This window comes from Moraxella bovis, assembly GCF_025985205.1.
In the GTDB taxonomy this organism is placed as follows: Bacteria; Pseudomonadota; Gammaproteobacteria; order Pseudomonadales; family Moraxellaceae; genus Moraxella; species Moraxella bovis.
The window spans coordinates 1,228,804-1,246,413 of record NZ_CP087840.1 but is presented as its reverse complement, the minus strand read 5'-3'; the positions used below and the strand labels follow the sequence as shown (position 1 = coordinate 1,246,413).

Genomic DNA, 17,610 nt, shown 5'->3' with positions numbered 1-17,610 from the left:
AATATGGAAAAATGGTATTCTGCACTAGAATTGGCAAACTTGAATCTGTCTATTATACCAAATACGAAAGCTGGTGTCATCTATCGTGCGAAAAAAGATAACTGGGTACACCGAAAACGGTTAGCCAAAGGCGGTGGGCTTGAATATGCCTTTGACGGTTTGCCTAAAAAGGTGCAAGCAGAAATCAAAGCTCGCCAAACGGCAGAGCTGATGAAAGCGTCTAAATCTAAGGCGGTGGCGGTGGTCAAGCGTGAGCGAGAGTTTGGCGAGCTTGATGATAAAGACCGTGAACGTGTGGACAATCGCCTACTGATGTGCTTGCTCGTGGAGCAGTATATAGAAGAGCTTGGCACGCAAGATAAGGCTCTGGACTGGGTCAGCAAGATGTCCAAACAAAATGCCTTGCCTATCCAAAATGGGCTTGACTATAACGAGGTGTGCCAAAACGCCAAAGCCAGTCGTGTGGGTGGCGTGGGTGTGGGTAAGCGACAACTGCATGGTTGGCTACTTGAACACAAAAAGGCAAGCACACCAACGCAAAGACTGCATCATCTTGCCCCTGCCAAACAGGGTCGCCCTGTGATGAGCGTGCTTAGTATTGGTTGGATTTTGGATTTTTTGGCGGTGTATCGCAACCCCAACGGCTTGTCGGTGTCGGTCGCCTACCGTATCTTTGCCGTGCAATACGCCCAAAAGGTGGGGCATGAGAATGTGCCTAGCCTTGCACAGGTAAGAAACGCACTTAGTAAAGTGCCACTTGCTGAGCGAGAGCGTGGACGGCTGACAGGGTCGGAGTACAAAAAGATTTTGCCTTATGTTAAGAGAGACTGGAACGCTGACTGGTTTATGAACAACGATGTGTGGGTGGGCGATGGCCATAGCCTTAAACTCAAAGTCAAGCACCCAGACGGCAAAACGGTCATCACACCTGAGCTTACCGTCATTATGGACGCTCCGTCTCGTTTTATCGTGGGTTGGTCTTTGTCATTTAGTGAAAGTGGCTTTGCAGTGCTGGACGCTCTACGCATGGGCTGGCAAGAATATGGGTTTAATAAAATCTATTTTAGCGATAATGGCTCTGGACAGTTTAATGAAATGCTTGATAATGAAGTAACAGGTATTTTGCCCAGAATGGGGGTTACGCACAAAACAGGTATTCCTGGTAATCCGCAAGGGCGTGGCATTATTGAGCGGTTTATGAAAGATGTGCCGAAAATGATTGCCCAAAGTTTTGCCAGTTATACAGGCAAAAGTGGCGACAAAAGCACCCAGCACCTACGCCAAAGGGCGATTATGAGCCATAACCGTGCAGTCATCAGGGGCAAATCCGATGATGAGATGACCGCCCTGCAAGTACAAGGGGGCAAGCTCACCCCTACATGGCAGGAGCTGTATGACACGGTGGCAACGGCAATCATCTGGTACAACAATGAGCATACGCACAGAAGTATCGGTATGACCCCCGCCCAGAAACGAGCCGAACTGCAACAACGGCACCAAAACGAAGTCGCCTATCCTAGCGAATGGGAGATGGTGGAGATGTTTAAGGTGGGCGAAAAACGTACGGTGAAGCGGTGTGTGATTGAGTATCTTGATGGCGAGTATTTTTGTGGCGATTTGGTGAACTGCCACAACCAAGAAGTACTGATTTATGCTGACCAACACGATTTGAGCTACCTTGTGGTGCGAGACTTTGATGGTAAATATCTAGGCACAGCCAAACTAAACGGCAACCAAGTGGACGCATTTCCCAAAGACATGGTCGAAAACGCACGCCAAAAAAGCGACAAGGCTCGCATCAAGAATAAGCAAATGCAGATTGACCAAATCAAGCATGAAGCCAATCAAAAAGTCATTGAAGGCATTGCTTATGAAATTGGGTCAAGTTTTGATTTTGATGCCTTGACCGCTCAAAGTGTGCCAGACGATGACGGACTGGTGCTGTATGAAGATTTTTGGGCGGACGATGATGAACCGCTTAAAAAACAAGCAATTTAAATTTAACCAACCTTTAAGGGGTATTTTATGAAGTGCAAAGAATTGAAAAAGTTGTCCAAAAAAGCGTTGATTAAGCGTTTGAAAACGGTACAAAGCGAAAATTGGACGCTCCTTGGGCAAATTGTCCGAAAAGATGAGGAGATTGGCGAGTTGTCGGCTTATAACCTTGTCATTGATGAAATGTTTAGCCAAACCGTCCAACAAAATTTGGCAAAAATTGACCTGCTGGAAGCAAAACTTGCTCAATATCAAGCTCAATTTGGCGAACTTAACGAACCATCTGATGATAATACCAAAACCCCACAAGAACGGGGACAAGTTGAAAGACAAAGTCAAATCCCACAAGACCAACCTGCCAACAAGGAGCAAAAATGAGCATTGAACTGTTAAAAGCCTACCAAAAAGAATACGGCTTATCGCAAGCCAAAGTCGCAAGCCAGCTTGGGGTGTCGCCCACTACCATTAGCCAATATTTGCAAGGCAAATACGAAGGTGATACAGAGACCCTAGAAAAGAAAATTAAAGAGCTGACGGAGCGAGTGGCAGACAGCCAAACTGATATTAAAGACGGCTTTGTCAGAACTTTGGGGGCAAACTTGGTGCTGGACACTTGCAAAAAGGCTCATACCTATCACAGCATTCGCCTTGTGATTGGCGAAGCGGGGCTTGGCAAAAGCCGTGCCATTGCTGAGTATGCCAAGTTGGTTGAAAATGTGGTGCTAATCCGTGTTAATCCAACTTTTAGTGTAAAAGTGTTGTTAAATGAGCTGTGCCAAAAGCTCGGACTGACCGCCAGCAGAAACAACAACGACAATTTTAACGCCCTTGTGGGCAAATTGGCTGGCTCATCTCGCCTTATCATCGTGGACGAAGCCGAACAGCTGAATTACAAATGCCTAGAAATCATCAGAAACTTGCACGATTTGACAGGGGTGGGCGTGATTTTGGCAGGTATGCCCCGCCTAAAAGCCAACCTACAAGGCAAATCGCTTGAATTTCGCCAACTGTACAGCCGTGTGGAGTGGGTGTGTGATTTGGGCAATGTGCTTGGCGATGACGACATTGGCAAACTGGCAAGCTCATCTTTGGGTACGGATAAATTTAACAAGCTCCTTATCAACCACGCCAAAGGCAACGCCCGCCGTCTGTCCAAACTGATTAAGGGGGCGGAGCAGATTGCCAGCCAAAGTGGTGTATTGATTGATGAAGTGGTGATTGAAAAAGCGTCTAAGGTGTTGATTGGGTAAGGAGCAAAAAGATGAGCAAAAACACCCCAAAAATCAAAGATGATAAGAAGTCTCTTATCGCCAAAATCCATATCGCCAAAAAAGAGCTTGCCCTTGATGATGCGACTTACCGTGATGTGCTAGAACGGGTAACAGGCAAGACAAGCTGTAAAGGGATGAATCTAAATGAGCTAAAAGCGGTGGTTATGGACTTAAAACGACTTGGTTTTACCCCCAAGCAGACCGCCAAAACGCAAACAGACCATGGCAGACGTCCAACCACGACAGCGGACAAACAGCCCATGTTAGACAAGATAGAGGCGATACTTACCGACCGTGGACTGCATTGGCACTATGCTCATGGCATGGCTAAAAAAATGTTTGGCAAAAGAGCTGGTGACATGGTTAACCACTGAGCAGATGTACAAAGTCTTACAAGCTCTCTCGGTCTATCAAAAACGCCATGCCAATAGCCAAACGGCAGACAAATAAAAAACCCAAGTTGGCAGACTTGGGCGGACAGGGCAGACGAACCCTTGCCAATATTGTAGCAGAAAATTTAGCAAATACAAGACAGCAGGGGTAACTGATGAAAGGGAAGCATTGATTATAGTACAGGCGAGCTGATACTCTCTGACCCCATTGGGGCAGTGTCGGTGCAATCTTTGACCACGAGCGTCAGTGCAGGTCGTACCGACTCCATCAGTTTTATCACGCCGTCCGCCCCCATTCGTCCCTCATCGCTGACCATCTCGGCAACCACCCTAGATGGCAAAAAAATCTCTGCCACCGCCAATGCCAAAGGCGAGTTTGACAGTGAGTACATCTTAGGATTGGTGGACGTGGAGTATGGTTTGGCAAGTGTCAAATTTGGCAAATGGGTAAACGCTGACGGCCACGAGAGTGAGAGCTGGTATAACGCTGATGCGGTCGTGGACGGACAAATCTTTAAGCCTGCTCATGTGTTTAGCTCGTCCATTACATACAGTACCGTGGCTTACTCTTATCTGCCTGTCGATAGCACCACCATACGCATTGACACCGTCAGGCTGCCCCAAGACGGACGTGTACCTATCTTCCGCCGTGGCGATACTATCCTTATCACCAACAGCCTAAAACAAACACTCGGCTCGGCTCACAAGGCAGGTCAAACGATACAACTTGACCGCACCGACTTAGACCGCCTGTGTATTACCGACAGTACAGGCAAGGCGGTCAATGCCGAGCTGTGGGATTATGATTTGGAGGCGGGCAGTATCACATGGACAAGTCCGCTCGATTTGTCCGATTATGCTCTGCCCTTATTTGCCACTTGCACGTGGGAGGAGCGAAACCGCATACACAGCGTAGACATTGACGGTACGCTGACCCTGATATTTCCGACCAAACGGGATTATCCGTTGGAGGACACTTATGTGGCAAGCGTACTCATCGGCGGTAATTTGCAAGTGCGAGCTTCCGTGCCATTTACCCAAAGAAACTGGACGAATGTGTGGCAAGACACCCGCATTGGCGACGAGCCATTAAACCGCTTAAATGTCAAAGATTATCCCATTGTCTTGACCGATGATGGGGCGATAGACGAGAAATGGCTGATTAAGTTTACCAGTAGCTCACAGTTTGAGCTGTACGGGCAAACACTCGGCTTTGTGCTAAAAACCGACACCTTACAAGACTTAGCCCCAATCAATCCGTCCACCAAAAAGCCCTACTTTACCATACCCAAACAAGCCTTTGGGGCTGACACGCCGTGGAGCGTGCAAGAAGTGGTACGGTTTAACACGTGGGGGACACTGCTACCTGTGTGGGTCATCTGTGCCGTCCAGCCGTCAGCGGACAACCCTAAGGGGTCAGACGGCTATACGCAGGTGTTGTTTGGCGATACGACCGAGATTTAAAGCGGTTTTAAGTGTATTTTAATGTTAATTAATCAAGCTTTAAAGGATAATTTATGAGCTATTTAAATCCCATCACCCTAACCCCCAAACTCTACCAATCCACCGACCTACAAGCCCCACAGCTCACAGGGGCGATGGGCGATTATAAAAGCGTGTGGAAAGCCTGTCTGGTAACAGGCTACGGTAATAAGGCAGGGGCAGGATTTATGCTTGACAACGAAACCGACCATTCGTGTGATTTTATCAGTCCGAACATCATGATGGACAAGTTTGGTGTGGAGGAGGATAATTCGGCATATAAGCCTTATTATTATAATGGCACAAATAAGGTATCGCAATGGCCTAGCAACACACAAAAATCACACGCCAGAAATCCAAGCTGGACAATGTTAGTCTGCGAACTCGGTGTGTATTTTGTCATTACCACAAATGGCATGAGCCAAGTGGGGTATTTGGGTCTCATTAAATCAGCGATTAATGATAATAATATTAACTTTGTACGGCTAAATATTGGGAACTTATCAAGTTCTAGTTACAACAGCTTTTTAGGCAGTCTTAAAATTGGCAACTATACCAACGCCCGTATCTTATCTAATGGCTATGACTTAGTAAAATCGCTCAAAAAAGACTTCTTGGTTAGCCTAGTCTCTGATGTCTTTTGGCGACAAGATGGGGCATTGCTCGGCTCTCAGCCCGCCTTACTGATACAAAACAGTCTGACTTTGCCAACGGATATTCAGATCACCGAATATCAAGGCAGACCTGTGTTGTATATATATGTGGTCAATGGTACAAATAGTTATTACCAAGCCAATTATAGCTTTGGGGTGATGATTTACTTAGACTACTGGGAGTACTAAATGCAAGTACACAGCAAAGCAGATGTGGCTCTTGCCCTACCTAATGTGGGCTACATCGCAGGGGATAATGACGGTATTGTAACAGTGGGCGGTGTCCCTGCCCGCCGTGAAATGGTGGTGTTTAATATGGATTTGTCGGTGCATTCACGCTTTTACAGTCTTGACAACGGGCATTATCTGATTAACAATCTTGACCCAAATCAGCAGTATCTCATCATGGCACGAGACCTGCCCCCATCCGATGGGGTGGAGCGTTACGAACCTGCCACTTGGGATTATGTAACCCCCATGAGCGACAAAACCCAAGCCGAGCAAATGGAACTGTGGCAGTCATGGCAGACCTGACCCGTGATAAATTGCCCTTGCCACTGACACGGCGGATAAGCGACAGACCACCGTCCGACCGCTTACCGCTTACCCTAAATCGTAAGTTAAGCACGCTGGATGTGGTCTTGCCAACACCGATTGACCCAACACCTAAGCCCACTGACCCAACCCCAAAAAGACAAAACCCTGTCATGGCAGAGTTTGATAGCCTAATATCTGACCCACAGGGCGTGAATATGGGCAGACAAGTGAGTATAGCAAGTGATGAGGTGGCACGGGCGTATAGTGTGGTGTATGGTGATACGCTAACAATGGCTTATGGGCGTGATATGTCTACTCGTCATTTTGCCCCTGTTGCTAGTGGGGCAGATAGTGCTATGGGTACGCCTTATCTGATTGGCAGTGTCTATCAGCACACATGGCAAGCTCTCATGGCACTTCACCACGCTCATCACATCAGCGTGAGCGATGGTGTGGGACTGTTTAGTTGTAATCTTGTCAAATATGGGGCTAAGGGCTATTTGCAGGGCGGTACGCAGGGCAATTTATCAGACGTGGCAGGACTATTTGGCGATAACACCCACCAAGCAGGCAGTACGCTGATTGCTCGCCCTAGCACACACACGATAACCCACAGCACTCCTGTGCCATGTCGTTATTATCCTGTGCCAGAGCCTGAGCCTGACAAGCCCGTCTCGTATTGTCGTATCAGACCACCATCTGACCGCCTGCCACTGGCTTTAAGACGCAAACGAGGCGAGCACCCTGCGGGTGCCTTGCCCCTACCGCTTATTTGTTGGCATGACTTACCACCGACTGCCACCCCCAATTTAGGAGCTTATATCGTGCATAATACCATCACTGCAACCATCGGTGGGGTCAATGTCAATCCCTTGTCATTTAGCATTAAGACCGACATGGACAGCTTTTGTTGGCAAGGACAAATTGAAATCCCCACCAAAGACTTTGATAAAATCAAAGACAAGCTAGGCAGCCGTGGTAATGAGCCGATGATTAGCGTGGTCATTAACAACCACCGCTTTGTCATCATTGCTGAGGAGCTTAGCAAAAACCGCTCATTTGTCAATCACAGCTACACGTTATCAGGACGAAGTGTTACCGCTCGCCTGTCAGCAGACTATGCGACAAATAAACAAGGCGGGTTAAATCAAGCCCTCTACGCCAGTCAGCTTATCATGAGTGCGATGGTAAATACAGGCATGACGGCAGAATATCAAGCCCCTGATTGGCTGATTAAAAAAGGGGTATATAGTACCGACAAAACCCCGATGGGGGTAATACATGATGTGGCAGAGGCGTGTGGGGCGTTTGTGTATTCGCATCCGCACGAGCCAAGCCTTGTCATTAAACCTCGCTACAAAGTGCCTGCGTGGAAGCTTGCCACGGCTGAACCTGCTTTAATCCTTGCTCTTGACCCTGTAAAAAGCATCAGTGAGCAACAAAGAGTAAGTCCTCTTTATGATAATGTGTGGCTGACCAGTACAAGCCGTCTTGATAACGTCTATCGCAGACAGTCGGCACGCATGACAGAGGCACCCACACAGTCTGACGAGCTATTGACCGACCAAATCGCCACCATTGCCAAAGGCGTGCAAATACTGTCAGAATCAGGCACGCACATGGACATGACGGTAACGACACGTTGGGCGGATAAATACGGCTTGCCCCTTGCGGTGGTGGGCGATGTTTGGCAAATCAACGATGACGGCGGTTATAAGGCAGTGGTGGTCAGTGTTGAGGTGCAGGTCAAGGTGGAAAATGGCGTGCCGACCATTTGGCAGGTGGTAGGGCTTGATAGGTATATGGGAAATTAATAGCCGATTATATTATACATTAATGCTCTAAAAAGTCAATAATTCAAAGGCAAAAAAAATGAATTTATATCAAACATTTAGCAAGCTCTTTGCCACACCCAAAGGCGTGGCACAAATCACAGGTCAAAAGGGGCAAGGCGTGGTGGTCGGGCAGACACTCGGTGGGGTGTTTGTCGTGCTAAACGGACAGGCAGAGGTGGGCGATATGGTCTATTATGACCGACAGACTCATGAAATCACAGGGCAAGCTCCGCAGGGGGAGCGAGGGGAGTTTGGGGTGTAAGTTTGTTAGATTAATATCTGCATACTGTGATAAAAATATCTGCATAATTGAGTTTTCTTTATGCAGATATTTTTGCGATTTTATGCAGATATTTTTGCGATTTTACATAGTGCAGTAGAAAAACGGCGAACAGCAAGAAAAAACATCTCTGTTGCGGTTATTGTACTTATTTTATCGTTAATTCTTATATCAATAGGAAAAATATTTGCATTAGCTGGCTTTTTTGGTGTATTTTACACCATTTATAAAGGCTTTTTTAAAGGCATATTATGCCTTTGGATTTATAAGGAGTAATATCCATGTTTAAACTCAATATAAAAACAACCACCCTTTCAATGATTTTTGCCGTAAGTAGCATAATGTTGTTCGGCTGTGAACAGAAATCAACATACACTCCAGACCATCTTGCACCAAAATTTCAAGGATTAACACCACATCCATTTATACCAAGTGGTTGGCATTGCACCCAAAAACTCATAGAAAATGGTGAAGTTGTTGGCGAAATCGTTGGATTTTATAACTTTTATGCAGACACAGAGTCTGCAAACAACAGTACAAACAGTATAAACTACACGTCAATATCCAAGGCAAATAATGAAGGCATTGCATTCATTTATAAAAGCACAGGTAATTTATCTTACGACCATCAAGAACTTTCAATCAATGGAAACCAAAAAGACTTTCTACTCACAGAGAAAACATTAGAAACTCTTGATGAATTACCTGATGATACAAAAGAATTAGTTTTACAACTATTCTCATCAGGTGATTTAAATAGCGAACCAATTATATTACAAGTTACAAATAAAGATACAGGGTATTTTAGTGCAGAAAACAATGATATTAAACTAACCTGCCAAACAGATGAGAATATTGGTATTTTCTTTAAAGACACTATTGATGAAAATCATCGCTTGGTGGCAGAATTAGAACAATAACCAATACCCAAAAACTGCAACATTAAAACGAAAAGGTAAAATTTATGAACAAGATATTTTGGTTCTCTTTGTCATTTTTACTAATATCAAATACTAGCTATGCAGGTGCCGACATAAGCAGGCTTCCAGCATGGCTACAGTATCCACTTTTGGCATTAAGTGGATTATTTTGGATCTTTGGACTATATCTACTCGTTAGCGAAGTAGTTAAAAAACAGAAAAATAAAAAGCAATCAGATGATTAATGGGTAACTCAACCATGCTCCGCCAAGTGTATCCCCAAAATAAACACGCCAATGCCAATTAGCACCACCCCGCCCACGCCCATGGCATAATTCCCAAAGCTCGCCCCCAAGCGGTTGCCAAGATACAGTCCACCTGTCGCCATAATGGTCGTGGCAAACCCTATCAGTACGCACGCCAAAACGATGTTCACGTCCAAGAACGCCAGCGACACGCCCACCACCACCGAATCAATGCTTGTAGCAATGGCGGTGATGAACATTAGGGCGATGTTTGAAATACTTGTCTGTTCTTGCTTATCCTGTTGCTCGGCTTGTTGTTCATTGGTTTGCTTATCTGCTTGTTCATCATAACACACCGCTCCACAGATAAACCGTACGCCCAACGCCCCAAGCAATCCAAAGGCAACCCAATGATCAAAGGTTTGCACCCAACTCTCAGTAGCCTTACCCAAGCAATAACCGATAAACGGAGCCAACCCTTCCACCACCCCAAAGAACAGCCCGCCCTGCACTGCCTGCCATAGGCGTGGGCGTTGCTCGCTTGCCCCTTTTGCCACTGCCACCGCAAAGGCATCCATTGCCATGCCAAAGGACAGGGTGGTAAGTGTGAATATGTTCATAATTTATCCAATCTTAGCATATCAAAGCCAGTCCTACTCATAATCCACCATATCAAAAAACGAATATCGCCCATAACCACCTACATCAGCCACCGAATGCGATAAATAGCGAGTATGTTGGTGAGTGGCTAACAAATGGACATACCAATTGATTGTCGTGGATATATCTTTGGCTTTTTGTTTATAATCTGATGACAACATGGGAAATAGGTAGTAATCCAAAAAGTATGCTATAACAAAAACTAAAAAGACAACTTGCACAAAAGTTGGTAATTTACGGTTATGAAGACACAAATTACCATTACTTGCACAAGTTGCCTGTCGGTTAGTATAAAGAAAAATGGCATAGAAAGCTATGGCAAACAGAGCTATTTTTGCAAAGATTGTCATAGACAGTTTGTTCATCATTTACAGCTTACTGACAAAGGTTGTCAATCTTACATCAATGACAAAATACGCTTAATGTCAGCTTGTGGTTGTCGTATTGCTGACATTGTGATACTTGAACAAGTCAGTAAGGGTAAAGTATTTAGCGTGCTTGCAAACAGTAATCACCAAATCAAACCAAGACAAAAGCATTACAATACCTTAAAGATAGATGAGTTTAGGTATGAGTTTTAACAAAATTGCTTGTGATGATTGGGACAGCTTTCTTGTTGCTTTTAAGCACTCTATCAAACAAGTGGGCAAACGCTTTACCGTTGGTATTGAAGGCAACAACACAAGGCTTAGAGCCTTTGTTAGGCGAGCATTTAGAAAAACGTGTTGTTTCTCTAAAAACCTAACCAATCATCTTAAAGCATTTGACTTGGTGTTTCATTATATCAACCATGGGTGGGTGTAGCATACTTTTTGGGCTAGAGCCGGGAAATAAACTATCCACTCTGATATTTATGGTTACTGTATGCACATCATCAGCATAAACAAATACATCAATATCCACATAACAACAATGTCTATGATATCTACTTCTTGCTTGAAAAACCTGCTCCCAAGCGATATATAACATCTCTTTTGAGCGTGTATTATGTTGATAAATATAAATACCGTCATTATCTAACGCTATTTTGATGCATATTTTCCCAATGATAATATAAACTTTAAAAATATCTTAAAAAAAATCAGCCTCATTAAAATCATGATACTGGCAAAAAATAAATTAGGAGCGATATTTGCCAAAGACACGCCTTTTTTTGATAAGGCACTCATCGGAAATGTCGTACCCAGAAAAAAGCAAATGAACGCAACCACTGCACACAACATGGGAAAGGCAATCGGCTCAACCAATCGCCATTCTTTATGGTCAAGATACCTATTATTTGTCGCCTGTTTGGATTGCTCTATAACTGGCAAAAAAAATGCTTTGTTATTGCTTAGTTCGTCATAATATTCATATAATACATCATCGGATAAGTCTTTAATGATTGACGGATATTTTTCTTGTCTTATAATATTAATCTCATCAGATATTTGGCATAAACAATCAAATAATGCTACCCCTTGATAAATTAACTGCCTTTGTATAAATCAATAGCTTTTTATTCTCGCTCTCATTCTTGGCATTTTTAATATTAAAATGATTACCTTGCAAATCCTGTTTGGCAAAGGCAACCTTGATGTCAGACCAATGAATAAAAACAGGTTTGGTATTTATCTCATAATGATAAATGGTTATGCCATCATCTTCGATATTTAGGTAAGGATTTTTGATTAAAAAATCAAACAAGCCAAAACAATAATCAATATGCTTAATCAATAAATACAATATCCATAAAGCAATCGGCACCAAAAAGATAGTATTTGCAATGATATCTGGATCAAACCTAACGATACCAACATAGGCTATCCACAATATCCCAATTACAAACACCCATGCCACAACAAGCCAAAAGATAGATGCAAGTAGTCGCGATAGACTTTCTTTGATGATTAACATCTCATTCAACCAAATGACCTCCCAAATATTTTAACAGCTCAAACACCGCATTGGTTCGCCCCACCACGTCTTTTTCGTCTTTAAAGGTGTATTTTATACCCGTCGCCCCGTTCATGCGATAGCCGTCATTAGACTGAATGAGCTTGATAATCGCCAAACCGTCCACAGGCGTGTCCGCCTTAAACTCCATACTAAGTCCGTAGGCGGTTACGTCAATTTTGCTAATGCCAAGCGGTATGCTTTGCACTCGCATTTTGTGTACCAAAAACAAATTGGCAAGGGCGGTTGGCATCGCCCCAAAACGGTCTATCATCTCGGCACGCATCTCATTTAGCTCGTCCACCGTCTCGGCATTGGCGATACGCTTATAGCACAAAAGCCTCTCATGCACGTCCGCCAAATAATCGCTCGGTATCAAGGCGGACGCATGAATGTTGATATCACTCACCAAGTCAAGCGGTGTGGCAAGGCTTGGCGTATTACCCGATTTTATCGCCTTTGTGGCACGTTCTAGCATATCCATATACAGCCCAAAACCAATGGTCTGCATATTGCCCGACTGCTCCTTGCCCAAAATCTCGCCCGCCCCACGAATCTCCAAATCTTCGCTCGCCAGCATAAACCCTGCCCCAAGCGTATTGGCTCGGCTAATGGCATCAAGGCGTTTTTTGGCATCAGCCGTCAGCCCCTTAATGGACGGCACAAACAAATAACAATACGCCTGATGATGAGACCGCCCCACTCGACCACGCAGTTGGTGCAACTGGGCAAGTCCAAACTTATCGGCTCGGTTGATGATAATCGTATTGGCATTTGGCACGTCAATGCCTGTCTCAATAATGGTACTGGCAACAAGCACGTTCGTTTTTTTGTGATAAAAATCACTCATGACATCGTGGAGTTCTTTTTCCGCCATTTGCCCATGAGCCACGCCCACACGCACCTCAGGGATAAGCTCGGACAAGTTCTCCGCCGCCGTGTCAATGCTCGCCACATCATTGTGCAAATAGTACACCTGCCCCCCACGCAAAATCTCACGCAAAATCGCATCTTTGGTTGTCTGCTCGTTTTTTTCAGCGACAAAAGTTTTAATGGCAAGCCTTCTGGCTGGCGGTGTGGCAATGATAGAAATGTCCTGCATACCAGACAAAGCCATGTTCAGCGTGCGTGGAATGGGCGTAGCGGTCATCGTGAGCGTATCCACGTCCGCTTGTATGGCTTTGATTTTTTCTTTATGGCGTACGCCAAAACGATGCTCTTCGTCAATTATCATCAAGCCTAGATTTTTAAATTTAACATCATCTTGCAAAATTCGGTGCGTACCGATGACAATATCCACCTTACCGTCTGCCAGATCAGCAAGCACTTTATCTTGGGCTTTTTTACCGACAAAACGAGACAGGCTTTCAATCTTAATCGCCCAATCGGCAAATCTGTCCTTAAAACTGTCCTCGTGTTGCCCCGCCAGTAGCGTAGTTGGCACAAGCACCGCCACTTGATAACCTGCCTGCACCGCAATGAATGCCGACCGCATGGCGACCTCCGTCTTGCCAAAACCCACATCACCACAGATAAGCCTATCCATGGGCTTAGTCTGTTTCATGTCAAACATCACCGCTTCAATGGCACTTTGCTGGTCAGGCGTTTCGTCATAGGCAAACCCACTGGCAAACAGCTCATAACTTGCCATGTCAATGTCAAAACTAATGCCCTGCTTGGCGTTACGGCGAGCCTGCACATTCAACAGCTCCGCCGCCACGTCATAAATGTCAGTCAAGGTCTTTTGGCGTGCCTTGTCCCACTTGCCCGAGCCAAGTTTTGACAACTGCACCGCCTCGCTATCGGTACCGCTATACCGCCCAATTAAAGCAAGATTGGTAATCGGCACATAGACGTTGGCATCATCGGCATATTTGATATGGATAAATTCCTGCTCGCCCTCACCCACGTCAAGCACGACAAGCCCCTGATACCGCCCAATGCCATAAGACAAATGCACGACAAGCGACCCCTCGGTCATCTCGCTTACCGACTTTATCAAAAAGGCTTGCGATAAGGCATTTTGGCGTTTGCGTTTGGTGGTGGCGACCACTCGCCCAAAAATTTGGGTTTCGCTAATGACACAAAAGCCTTGATTTTTCTTATTTTTTAGCCATAATCCACGCTCTATCGGGGCAACAGTTAAGGCAATTTTGTGGGTAAATTTATCCAAATTTGCCAAAAACTCACCAAAATCCGCCACCGTGTCGCTGTCAAGTTTGCCTTTTAATAATTCTAAAATAATCTCACGGCGACCTGCACTTTCGCACACCAATAAAATAGGCTCATCGCACGCCCTCACAAAGTCCAAAAACTCGCCCAAGGGTTCGTCTTTTTGATGATTGATTGGCAAATTGGGGACGGTGTGGGCGGTAAATTGGCGAAATAAGGAAAGTGAATTTTCTTTATTGCCAAATACTGCCCTTGGATACACTTTTAAGGCTTGAAAAAATTCATTGCTTGGCAAATACAAATAATCAGGGGGCAGGATTGGCACGTCCTTATCAAACGCCCGAGAATGATAGCGTGCGTTTACCTGCTCCCAAAAGTCGTGATGATGAGCGGACAAATTGTCATCACAGACAACCAGTGTATTTTTGGGCAAATAATGAAACAGCGTGCCTGTCGTCTGCCATTCATGCAAATCAAAAAATAGCGGTGCGTAATACTCCACCCCAGACGGCTGTATGCCATTCATGACATCATTATAAAATTCCACCTTGCGAGCGGACGCATTGGGGAATAGGCTGGCAAAATTTTGGCGGAACGTCTCTTTGTCGTCTAAGTCAAATTCACGGGCAGGCAGTAGGCGAAAACTTGCCACTTTGGGCGAAGTTGGGACGGTTTTGTCGTCAAATACGCCGTCCTTTTTGAGCTTATCAAGCTCTTCGTCGGTAACAGTTCGCTGAGTATCAGGATTAAAAAATTTAATCGTTTCTATCTCATCGTCAAATAATTCCAAACGAAACGGCAAGGCTTGCCCCACCGCAAAAATATCCACAATACTCCCACGCACGGCAAATTCGCCCGCCATATAGACGTTATCCACCGCCTTGTAGCCCGCCTTGGCAAGGCGTTCACGCTCATGCTCTATATCAAAGGTATCGCCCACATTCAAATCAAAAAACCGCCCCAAAAGATAGCTTGGCGGTGTGATTTTTTGCATGAGTGTCTGCACGCTCACCAGTAGCACGCCACTTGTTGGCATATGCGTCAAAAGGTCAATCCGCTCGGAAATAATGTCTTGGTGTACCGACAGATTGTCATAAACAAGCGTCTCATAATCGGCAAACACATGGGCGGATATGCCAAAAAAGTGCAGTTCATCGGCAAGGCGTTGCAACTCGCTTTGGGATTGGCAAATGACTAAGGTTAAATCCGTGCTGTCTTTGGCAAGGGTAGCAAGCCACAGGGCAAAACTTGTGTCCGCTTGGGTGGTAAAGTGGGTGTGAAAGTTAGGCTTATGAGTGGGGGTATTGATATTTATCATTAACATGACTCGTCTAATGAAAAACCCATATTTGGCATATGGGTTTTTGGTATTATGTTTGTCTTAGTGTCCAGACATGGCTTGTTCGTTGATTTGCACTTCTTTGGTATCACGCAAGTAGTGTAAATAATCTTGGAGTTGGTCTTGACCGACATTATCACGGATGATTTGTGAGGCTGACAGACGTTCTGCATCCGAGATTTGGGCGGTTGCCGTGCTTTGGGCTTTATCGCCCACCATGACACTCGCCCCTGCGTCCGTCTCTACTACCCAAGCACTCATGCCGTCTTTGTTATGTACAAACAGACTGGCACGCTCGGCAGGCAGTAGCTCTGGGCTTTGGCGAGTAACCACGCCCAGACGCTGGGCAGACTTGGTAAGGGTCGCTGGGTCTTCTTTGGCACGAGCATTGGCTGTGTCTAGGGCAAGTTTGATGGCTTTTTGTTTGGTTAGAGTCACCTTGATTTGCTCACTCGCTTCTGCCAATGTCAGCTCTCTGGCATCTTGGTAGTTGGTCGGCTGTACCCACACCGTTTTGTCAGCGAGGGTGATGTTGGGACTGACCGACTGGTCGCTGATGGCAAAGTCGTCAAAGGCTGCCGACACCACCACAGGAGCGGACAGCTCGCTGGTGTTATTGTCCTTGGTATAGCCTTTAATGCTACGGGCGGTCAGTCCCGTCTCTTGGGCGATGTCACTAATGCCCATACTGTCGGTCGCCATGGTGTTGATTTTGGTAATCATCTCATTCATGGCATTGGCACGTTTACGCTCGGTCGCTCGTTTGGTTAGCTCGTCACGCATGCTATCAAGGCTTGGGGCATCGCCCATTTTGGTGACTTTAAAGATGTGATAACCAAACCCTGTCTGCACAGGCTCGCTCACACCCCCTGCTGTCAGCCCACTGATGGCATTCTCTACAGCACTGCTACTGTCGCCAAAAAAGGCAGGGTTATAGCTTCCGATGTCGCCACCGCTCTCGCCTGTGGGGTCATCCGAATGTGCTTTAGCAAGTGCTTCAAAAGACTCGCCTGCGTCCAGTTTTGCTTTGATGTCTTTGGCACGATGCTCGGCATTATCTCCCGTCAAGAGAATATGCGACAACTGTCTGCCGTCGCCCTGACCTTGTAGGCTGGCTTGATATTCTGCACGAATCTCATCTTCGCTCACAGCATCCATTTTAATGTCAGCATCGCTTAGAGTGACATAAGCCAAATCCACGCTTGGCGACTGAATCATGTCTTTTTTATTGGCGTTATAATAAGCCTCAATCTCAGCAGGGCTAACCGTCACTTTATCGGCAAAATCCTGCCAGTTGTAACGCACCACCCACGCTTCACGACTTTGGGTTTGCAGGTCTATCAAGCGACTGATTTGGCTGTCAGGATAAACAGCTGTTCCCAAAATACTGCTCGTGAGCTGTCGTAGCGACAACTGCGTGCGAAACATGGTAAAGAGCATGTCCTTGGTCATGCCACGGCTCTGTAAATACTGAGCAAACACATCATTAGAGAATTTGCCGTTAGCATCATGGAAAGTCGGGTCAGCTTGCAGTAGACGAGTAATGGCATCATCAGAGACCGTCATACCAAAAAACTGAGCTTGGTTTTCTAACAACGCCCTGTCAATCATGCTGTCTAGCACTTCATCATTTAGGGCTTTATCATTAATCAGACTGCCGTCCACTTGTTCAAGCAGGCGAGCCCGATAGTTATTGACTTCTGACTGAAAGGTTGTGGTATCAATGGCAGTATCGCCCACTTTGACGATTTGGTTGGGGGCAATCTGCCCACCACCGCTAAATGACTGCACACCCAAAAATGCCATAGGAATAAGGGTGATGACAAGCACCGCCTTACCCGCCCAACTCTGCATAAAATTACGCATTTTTTCCATAATACATCACTTTTTAAAA

19 protein-coding genes and 1 pseudogene are annotated in these 17,610 nt (G+C 45.6%); 15 read left to right on the top strand and 5 right to left on the bottom strand.

Going from position 1 to position 17,610, the window contains the following annotated elements:
• The first annotated feature begins 3 nt into the window (after positions 1-3).
• The 12 genes from LP107_RS06145 to LP107_RS06090 all read left to right on the top strand — a co-directional run bounded on the left by LP107_RS06145 (position 4) and on the right by LP107_RS06090 (position 9,365).
• Positions 4-1,998: a DNA-binding protein gene (locus LP107_RS06145; protein ID WP_264675871.1), complete on the top strand. Its 1,995-nt coding sequence runs from the start codon at positions 4-6 to the stop codon at positions 1,996-1,998.
• 27 nt (positions 1,999-2,025) lie between these two features.
• Positions 2,026-2,373: a hypothetical protein gene (locus tag LP107_RS06140; protein ID WP_264675872.1), complete on the top strand. Its 348-nt coding sequence runs from the start codon at positions 2,026-2,028 to the stop codon at positions 2,371-2,373.
• Positions 2,370-3,245: an AAA family ATPase gene (locus LP107_RS06135; RefSeq protein WP_264675873.1), complete on the top strand. Its 876-nt coding sequence runs from the start codon at positions 2,370-2,372 to the stop codon at positions 3,243-3,245. Before LP107_RS06140 ends, LP107_RS06135 begins: the two co-directional genes overlap by 4 nt.
• An 11-nt stretch (positions 3,246-3,256) precedes the next feature.
• Positions 3,257-3,640 (top strand): gp16 family protein, encoded by a 384-nt coding sequence (locus LP107_RS06130; protein ID WP_264675874.1) that lies wholly within the window; start codon positions 3,257-3,259, stop codon positions 3,638-3,640.
• Between the two features lie 47 nt (positions 3,641-3,687).
• A complete protein-coding gene (locus LP107_RS06125) occupies positions 3,688-3,810 on the top strand; it encodes a hypothetical protein (RefSeq protein ID WP_264675875.1) in 123 nt (40 codons plus the stop codon).
• Between the two features lie 79 nt (positions 3,811-3,889).
• On the top strand, positions 3,890-5,122 hold the full coding sequence (locus tag LP107_RS06120) for a hypothetical protein (protein WP_264675876.1): 1,233 nt from the start codon (positions 3,890-3,892) through the stop codon (positions 5,120-5,122).
• Positions 5,123-5,175: 53 nt separating this feature from the next.
• Positions 5,176-5,982 carry a hypothetical protein gene (locus LP107_RS06115; RefSeq protein ID WP_112741850.1) on the top strand — a complete coding sequence of 269 codons (807 nt, stop codon included), beginning with the start codon at positions 5,176-5,178 and terminating at the stop codon, positions 5,980-5,982.
• The gene (locus tag LP107_RS06110; RefSeq protein WP_078274937.1) at positions 5,983-6,327 is read left to right on the top strand and encodes a hypothetical protein; all 345 of its coding nucleotides are present in this window, start codon (positions 5,983-5,985) and stop codon (positions 6,325-6,327) included.
• Positions 6,315-8,144 (top strand): hypothetical protein, encoded by a 1,830-nt coding sequence (locus tag LP107_RS06105; protein WP_078274936.1) that lies wholly within the window; start codon positions 6,315-6,317, stop codon positions 8,142-8,144. The genes LP107_RS06110 and LP107_RS06105 overlap by 13 nt, the downstream gene beginning before the upstream one ends.
• A gap of 58 nt (positions 8,145-8,202) precedes the next feature.
• Positions 8,203-8,427: a DUF2190 family protein gene (locus tag LP107_RS06100; protein WP_078274935.1), complete on the top strand. Its 225-nt coding sequence runs from the start codon at positions 8,203-8,205 to the stop codon at positions 8,425-8,427.
• A 72-nt stretch (positions 8,428-8,499) separates the two neighbouring features.
• Positions 8,500-8,721, top strand: a complete 222-nt coding sequence (locus LP107_RS06095; RefSeq protein ID WP_264682826.1) for a hypothetical protein — start codon at positions 8,500-8,502, stop codon at positions 8,719-8,721.
• Between the two features lie 5 nt (positions 8,722-8,726).
• Entirely contained in the window at positions 8,727-9,365 is a 639-nt protein-coding gene (locus LP107_RS06090; RefSeq protein ID WP_078275137.1) for a hypothetical protein, read from the top strand.
• A gap of 253 nt (positions 9,366-9,618) precedes the next feature.
• Here LP107_RS06090 and LP107_RS06085 read toward each other — a convergent pair whose 3' ends face one another.
• Both LP107_RS06085 and LP107_RS06080 read right to left on the bottom strand, forming a co-directional pair.
• Positions 9,619-10,230: a manganese efflux pump MntP gene (locus tag LP107_RS06085; protein WP_078275139.1), complete on the bottom strand. Its 612-nt coding sequence runs from the start codon at positions 10,228-10,230 to the stop codon at positions 9,619-9,621.
• 33 nt (positions 10,231-10,263) lie between these two features.
• Positions 10,264-10,452 (bottom strand): hypothetical protein, encoded by a 189-nt coding sequence (locus LP107_RS06080; RefSeq protein WP_143821739.1) that lies wholly within the window; start codon positions 10,450-10,452, stop codon positions 10,264-10,266.
• A gap of 60 nt (positions 10,453-10,512) precedes the next feature.
• On the opposite strand from LP107_RS06080, the gene LP107_RS14595 reads away from it, so the two are divergent.
• From LP107_RS14595 to LP107_RS06070, 3 genes and pseudogenes are all read left to right on the top strand, one after another.
• The gene (locus tag LP107_RS14595) at positions 10,513-10,851 is read left to right on the top strand and encodes a transposase-like zinc-binding domain-containing protein (RefSeq protein WP_476737693.1); all 339 of its coding nucleotides are present in this window, start codon (positions 10,513-10,515) and stop codon (positions 10,849-10,851) included.
• A pseudogene (locus LP107_RS14590) lies at positions 10,832-11,074 on the top strand (IS1 family transposase); the annotation flags it as partial. The gene LP107_RS14595 and the pseudogene LP107_RS14590, both read left to right, overlap by 20 nt.
• A 294-nt stretch (positions 11,075-11,368) precedes the next feature.
• Positions 11,369-11,617 carry a hypothetical protein gene (locus tag LP107_RS06070; RefSeq protein ID WP_264675878.1) on the top strand — a complete coding sequence of 83 codons (249 nt, stop codon included), beginning with the start codon at positions 11,369-11,371 and terminating at the stop codon, positions 11,615-11,617.
• A 96-nt stretch (positions 11,618-11,713) separates the two neighbouring features.
• Here the strand turns inward: LP107_RS06070 and LP107_RS06065 are convergent, their stop codons facing one another.
• The 3 genes from LP107_RS06065 to LP107_RS06055 form a co-directional block, all read right to left on the bottom strand.
• Positions 11,714-12,166, bottom strand: a complete 453-nt coding sequence (locus LP107_RS06065; protein ID WP_078273747.1) for a hypothetical protein — start codon at positions 12,164-12,166, stop codon at positions 11,714-11,716.
• Between the two features lies 1 nt (position 12,167).
• Entirely contained in the window at positions 12,168-15,695 is a 3,528-nt protein-coding gene (gene mfd, locus LP107_RS06060) for a transcription-repair coupling factor (protein ID WP_078273748.1), read from the bottom strand.
• A gap of 63 nt (positions 15,696-15,758) precedes the next feature.
• The gene (locus LP107_RS06055) at positions 15,759-17,582 is read right to left on the bottom strand and encodes a SurA N-terminal domain-containing protein (RefSeq protein WP_228157687.1); all 1,824 of its coding nucleotides are present in this window, start codon (positions 17,580-17,582) and stop codon (positions 15,759-15,761) included.
• Positions 17,583-17,610 lie beyond the last annotated feature (28 nt).

What these genes read in the sequence shown, in the direction of transcription:
- LP107_RS06145 (WP_264675871.1), top strand. Translation starts at nt 4, where the DNA reads ATGGAAAAATGGTATTCTGCACTAGAATTGGCAAACTTGAATCTGTCT.
- LP107_RS06140 (WP_264675872.1), top strand. Translation starts at nt 2,026, where the DNA reads ATGAAGTGCAAAGAATTGAAAAAGTTGTCCAAAAAAGCGTTGATTAAG.
- LP107_RS06135 (WP_264675873.1), top strand. Translation starts at nt 2,370, where the DNA reads ATGAGCATTGAACTGTTAAAAGCCTACCAAAAAGAATACGGCTTATCG.
- LP107_RS06130 (WP_264675874.1), top strand. Translation starts at nt 3,257, where the DNA reads ATGAGCAAAAACACCCCAAAAATCAAAGATGATAAGAAGTCTCTTATC.
- LP107_RS06125 (WP_264675875.1), top strand. Translation starts at nt 3,688, where the DNA reads ATGCCAATAGCCAAACGGCAGACAAATAAAAAACCCAAGTTGGCAGAC.
- LP107_RS06115 (WP_112741850.1), top strand. Translation starts at nt 5,176, where the DNA reads ATGAGCTATTTAAATCCCATCACCCTAACCCCCAAACTCTACCAATCC.
- LP107_RS06110 (WP_078274937.1), top strand. Translation starts at nt 5,983, where the DNA reads ATGCAAGTACACAGCAAAGCAGATGTGGCTCTTGCCCTACCTAATGTG.
- LP107_RS06105 (WP_078274936.1), top strand. Translation starts at nt 6,315, where the DNA reads ATGGCAGACCTGACCCGTGATAAATTGCCCTTGCCACTGACACGGCGG.
- LP107_RS06100 (WP_078274935.1), top strand. Translation starts at nt 8,203, where the DNA reads ATGAATTTATATCAAACATTTAGCAAGCTCTTTGCCACACCCAAAGGC.
- LP107_RS06090 (WP_078275137.1), top strand. Translation starts at nt 8,727, where the DNA reads ATGTTTAAACTCAATATAAAAACAACCACCCTTTCAATGATTTTTGCC.
- LP107_RS06085 (WP_078275139.1), bottom strand. Translation starts at nt 10,230, where the DNA reads ATGAACATATTCACACTTACCACCCTGTCCTTTGGCATGGCAATGGAT.
- LP107_RS14595 (WP_476737693.1), top strand. Translation starts at nt 10,513, where the DNA reads ATGAAGACACAAATTACCATTACTTGCACAAGTTGCCTGTCGGTTAGT.
- LP107_RS06070 (WP_264675878.1), top strand. Translation starts at nt 11,369, where the DNA reads ATGATACTGGCAAAAAATAAATTAGGAGCGATATTTGCCAAAGACACG.
- LP107_RS06065 (WP_078273747.1), bottom strand. Translation starts at nt 12,166, where the DNA reads ATGTTAATCATCAAAGAAAGTCTATCGCGACTACTTGCATCTATCTTT.
- mfd (WP_078273748.1), bottom strand. Translation starts at nt 15,695, where the DNA reads ATGATAAATATCAATACCCCCACTCATAAGCCTAACTTTCACACCCAC.
- LP107_RS06055 (WP_228157687.1), bottom strand. Translation starts at nt 17,582, where the DNA reads ATGCGTAATTTTATGCAGAGTTGGGCGGGTAAGGCGGTGCTTGTCATC.